This window comes from Borrelia persica No12, from assembly GCF_000500045.1.
Taxonomy (GTDB): domain Bacteria; phylum Spirochaetota; class Spirochaetia; order Borreliales; family Borreliaceae; genus Borrelia; species Borrelia persica.
This window is the reverse complement of the sequence record NZ_AYOT01000150.1, coordinates 1-4,359: the sequence shown is the minus strand read 5'-3', so window position 1 is coordinate 4,359 and position 4,359 is coordinate 1. Positions and strand designations below refer to the sequence as shown.

At 24.8% G+C, this 4,359-nt stretch carries 5 protein-coding genes and 1 pseudogene; 5 read left to right on the top strand and 1 reads right to left on the bottom strand.

Annotated features, from left to right (window positions below; genetic code table 11):
- Positions 1 to 507 (bottom strand): annotated as a pseudogene (locus tag U881_RS0105690) (DUF244 domain-containing protein); the annotation flags it as partial.
- Between the two features lie 207 nt (positions 508 to 714).
- On the opposite strand from U881_RS0105690, the gene U881_RS0105685 reads away from it, so the two are divergent.
- From U881_RS0105685 to U881_RS0105665, 5 genes are all read left to right on the top strand, one after another.
- Positions 715 to 1,497, top strand: coding sequence for a plasmid maintenance protein (locus U881_RS0105685; protein WP_024653614.1), 783 nt, complete (start codon positions 715 to 717; stop codon positions 1,495 to 1,497).
- A 55-nt stretch (positions 1,498 to 1,552) separates the two neighbouring features.
- Positions 1,553 to 2,134 (top strand): DUF226 domain-containing protein, encoded by a 582-nt coding sequence (locus tag U881_RS0105680; RefSeq protein WP_024653613.1) that lies wholly within the window; start codon positions 1,553 to 1,555, stop codon positions 2,132 to 2,134.
- The gene (locus U881_RS0105675; protein WP_024653612.1) at positions 2,110 to 2,871 is read left to right on the top strand and encodes a ParA family protein; all 762 of its coding nucleotides are present in this window, start codon (positions 2,110 to 2,112) and stop codon (positions 2,869 to 2,871) included. The genes U881_RS0105680 and U881_RS0105675 overlap by 25 nt, the downstream gene beginning before the upstream one ends.
- 76 nt (positions 2,872 to 2,947) lie before the next feature.
- On the top strand, positions 2,948 to 3,484 hold the full coding sequence (locus U881_RS0105670) for a chromosome replication/partitioning protein (protein ID WP_024653611.1): 537 nt from the start codon (positions 2,948 to 2,950) through the stop codon (positions 3,482 to 3,484).
- Positions 3,485 to 3,762: 278 nt separating this feature from the next.
- On the top strand, positions 3,763 to 4,359 hold a 597-nt coding region (locus U881_RS0105665; RefSeq protein ID WP_024653610.1), incomplete at its 3' end, for a recombinase RecT.

The window sequence follows — 4,359 nt, the reverse complement described above, 5'->3', positions numbered from 1 at the left end:
ACCAGAAATTTCCTTAAAGTAGTTATATTTATCTATGCCATTGGCATATTTATTTCTATGCAAAACCTCAACTCTGTCTCCATGTTCCCGAATAAATTCATCAAATAAGAAATTCTCTAATACTTTGCCTTTTCTCATACTTAAACTGTCTTTAAATGGTACTTCCCTACCTAATAATTTAAGTACTTTTGTTATTATAAATTCATTCAAACTTTCTTCGCCAATAAATATGCTCCCAACTTCACTTGCACCAATTCGGGTTAAAGCTTCTCTTTGTTTACTAAAATCATCTTTGCTATTGAACTTAAAACATTCATGTTTTCTAATACCAGGTATCTTACGTCCTACTTTACTTATTTTGCTTGTTTTCTTTTGTTTAACGTTTTCTTCTTCTTGAATTTGTGGCAAAAATGCTTCAAAACCTTCAAATATTCTTTGAGCTTGTACACCGATATGATGCATATTATCTCCTTTATTAATTTGTTTTGCTGTATTTTGTCTTTTCATATTACACTCCTAATTGATTACATAATAAAAATAAAATTACAGCAAAAACTTGGCTTTGTCAACTTTTTTTGCTAAATTATTGATATAATTTTTTTGTTAATTTTTTATAAAAAATATTTTTAAAATCAAAAAATAGATATTGTATTTACTTTTCAATGAAACTTATGTATCATGAGCATGAATATAAATACAATTAGGAGAAAATAAATGAACAATACAAATGCTAAAATCAAAAGCTATACACAACCATCAAAAAAATATCACAAAAGATATTATAAAATATTATCAATAATTGCCTACTATCAAAAAAATGCAATTAAATACAATCAAACAACTATTTTAAAAGCACTAAATACTTTTTTAGTCAAAGATGGTCTTAAGCCAATTACACTTAGAACCTTGCGAAAAGATTTGGCACTTCTATGCAATAAAGGCATCATTCAAAAAACTTTATTAAGATTAGGAGAAGGAAATGGTTCTTATATAAGATACTCAGTAAATAAATACAGTCTTCATAATCTAAAAAAATTACTAAAAGCCAAAGATGCAATTGTTGAACATGATGCAAATGCAATATACAACTTCACAAAAAAAACTCAACAAAAATATTGTGAAGAAAATGGGATTAAAATTTTTAAACGAAAAAGTGCAACTAAAAATGTCAGTCAATATATAAATAGTAATAAAAAAATAATAAATAAAAAAAAGAAAAAAGAAAAAACAAAAAAAGAAGCAAAAGTAAAAACACAAGATACAAATTTTTCAATAAAAGGAAAAGAAATTTTAATAAAAAAAAGAAAGGTTGAAGAAACAAAGAAAGAAGAAAAAGAAAAAAATGCAATAAAAGAAACAAACGAAATCAACCTTTTAATCAAAAATGTTGGGAAATGGAAAACAATGAGATATTTGGATAAAGTAGAAGAAAATGCAAATAAGAAGAGATATGAAGAAAGCATGCGCAAAACTAGAGAATGGTTAAAGAAATTCTAAGATTAAAGAGTTTAAAATCAAAAAATAGAAAATGAATATCAAGGAAAAGTGTAAAATGAATTGTTCATTAAAATCTTTAAAAAACGAAGAAAAAAAAATTGAATTTGAATTAAAACCAAAAAAAAAAGATGTCTTTTCTAAAGTGATGGTAGAAAATAATAGGACAATATATCATACAAAAATATTTAATGATTTTTTTACTTTTGGAACCAGCCAAAAAGAAGAAGGCAAATTTATTGTTATTTTGAGAGAACTATTTAACAAAGAGAGAAACAGTTCATTTCACTTATTTCGTATCAAAGAAAATGTTAGTGATAAATTTATAGGAATGTTTTATGGTTTTAAGAGACTTAAAAAACCAATTTATTTTAAGTACGAGACTTGTAGTACGCAAATTATTGAAACTACACCAATATATAAAGTTTATTACATAGAATTTAGATTTAAGAAAGGAAGTATTTTTTGTTACATAAGAGCTATTTATGCTTTAACTAAAAAAGAGAAATTTAAAAAAAATTATGTCTATAGTTTGCTGGAGAGAATTATCAAATTGGAAAATGAAGTATATAAATTTTACAATAAAAAATTACCAAAAGGAGGAATTATAAATAGGTGGATAGAAAAAAACCAGAAATAATCAGTATTGCAAATATTAAAGGTGGGGTTGGAAAAAGTGTTTTAACTATTATTTTTTGCTATATACTAAAGAATATGGGGAAAAAAGTTTTAATCATAGATTTCGATCCTCAAAATAGTTTAACCAGTTATTTTTTTAAATATGTAAAGAGCTTAAGTAAAAATAATGTTTATTCGCTTTTAAAAGAAAATCTAAATTTCAATTTAGATAAATATTTAAGTAAAATACACGATAATATATACCTTATACCTTCTCATCCTAATTTACATCTTTTCAATAAGGAGAACACTTCTTACAAAGAACTTTTTTTAAAACATAGATTAACCAAAGCTTTGCCTAATTATAATTTTGATTATGTAATGATTGATACTCCACCCAACTTGGATTCTTTGTTAGATAATGCTTTGAATATCACAGATAAACTTATAATACCTATTCAAGTTGAGAGATTTTCAGTTGAAAGCTTGTCTATACTAATAAAATATATCGAAAAAATTTCGATATACATAGGTAAAGATATTGATATATCAATAGTAGAGAACCAGTTTATAAAAAATAGAAATACATTTAAAAATGTAGAAAGTTCAATTAGACATAAATATGGTCAATATATTAAAGGAAAGGTTCATTTTTATAATAATATAAAGGTTTTTATAAATAATTTACAAGAACCTGATTCTAAGGAAATCTATTATCAAGAGTGTTTAAACTCGTTAAAAAATGTATTGAGAATTTAATAGATGTTCTTTTTTTTTACAAAAATAAAAATGTTCTCAAGCGAACTTTTTATTTTTATCTATGGGAGGTTTATATATGTCACAATATGTGGTTGTCTTAAATGACAGAGAAGAAGGTTTGATGGATATTTCAGAAGAAGAGGAATATGAAAATTGCAAACATTCTTTAAGAAAAAGTATGGTTAATGATATTGAAAATAAAATCCAAATAATGGAGATATTATACAATGTAAGAAAGAAAAAACTTTATCGTTTTGATCATCATGCAACTTTCGATGCCTTTATTAAAGCATTTGGCATTGGTAAAACTCAGGCTTATTTGTATTTGAAAATATACGAACAAATTTTAAAAGGAACTTTAACTGTAAAAGAGATTAGAGAAAAAGGTTTGATAGAAATTTACAGGAATATAAAATTAAAGGAAATAAGCGCTAAGAAATCAAGACAAAATCTAATAAAGCCATTAAGATTTCAACTCAAAGATCATAAAAGTTATGATTTTTACAAGAAACGTTCCAAGTTTGCAGCATTTATATTGGATAAACTATTTTTAGAAGATAAAACTTATTTAGATAAGTTATTTAAAGAATATTCCGGTTCTGATTGTAATTAAGAATAAATAATATAAATTGTGACTTGAAAAAGTCAAATTATTGTTATAACATTGTTGTCAGTTGTATTGTGCATTTAATACAATCCTAATTGTCGCTTGTATAACCTTTAGTAGGTTTCATTGATGGTTTTAGATTAAAATTATCAATCAAGCCTACTTTTTATTTATATGAGGTTGATTTTTTTAGTACTAACTTTTTATTCAAAATATGTAAAAAAATAATTTTTTGTTATATAATATTAATATCAATAATCAGTTAGGCTAAAAAGGAGTTTAGTGTGCATAATACTAACAAAACAACAAAAACAAATATGCAAGAAATTATTAACAAATATATTAGTGAAATTACGTCAGAAGATATTTTAAAATTATGGAATTCATACAAATGTATGTATGGATTAGATAAAATAGATTTACAATCAGAACGTGATATTTTAACTTTGCTTAAGATAAATAATCTTAATCCATTTAAAAAAGAAGCATACATAATACCATTTAATGGGAGACCAACAGTTGTAGTAGCATATCAAACTTTGCTTAAAAGAGTATATGAGTATGGATATGATAGTAGAGATTTTTCATTTAAAGAAGAAAAGCTAAAGACTTATAGAGTTGATGTTAAAGGTAATATAATAGAAAAAGAAGACTTACAGTGTACTGCATATATGAGTACTAGCGAAGGAAAATGTTATAGCTTTTCAGTTCTTTTAGGAGAGTGTAGTAGAAATACAGCAGTATGGAGAGAGAAGCCAGTGTTTATGCTAAGAAAATGTGCAATAAGTGGACTTTGTAGAACATTGCCAGGAACTGATTTATCTGCTATGCCATATACTAGAGAAGAATTAGAAGGTATAAGTACTGTATATGAAGAACAA

What these genes read in the sequence shown, in the direction of transcription:
- U881_RS0105685 (WP_024653614.1), top strand. Translation starts at nt 715, where the DNA reads ATGAACAATACAAATGCTAAAATCAAAAGCTATACACAACCATCAAAA.
- U881_RS0105680 (WP_024653613.1), top strand. Translation starts at nt 1,553, where the DNA reads ATGAATTGTTCATTAAAATCTTTAAAAAACGAAGAAAAAAAAATTGAA.
- U881_RS0105670 (WP_024653611.1), top strand. Translation starts at nt 2,948, where the DNA reads ATGTCACAATATGTGGTTGTCTTAAATGACAGAGAAGAAGGTTTGATG.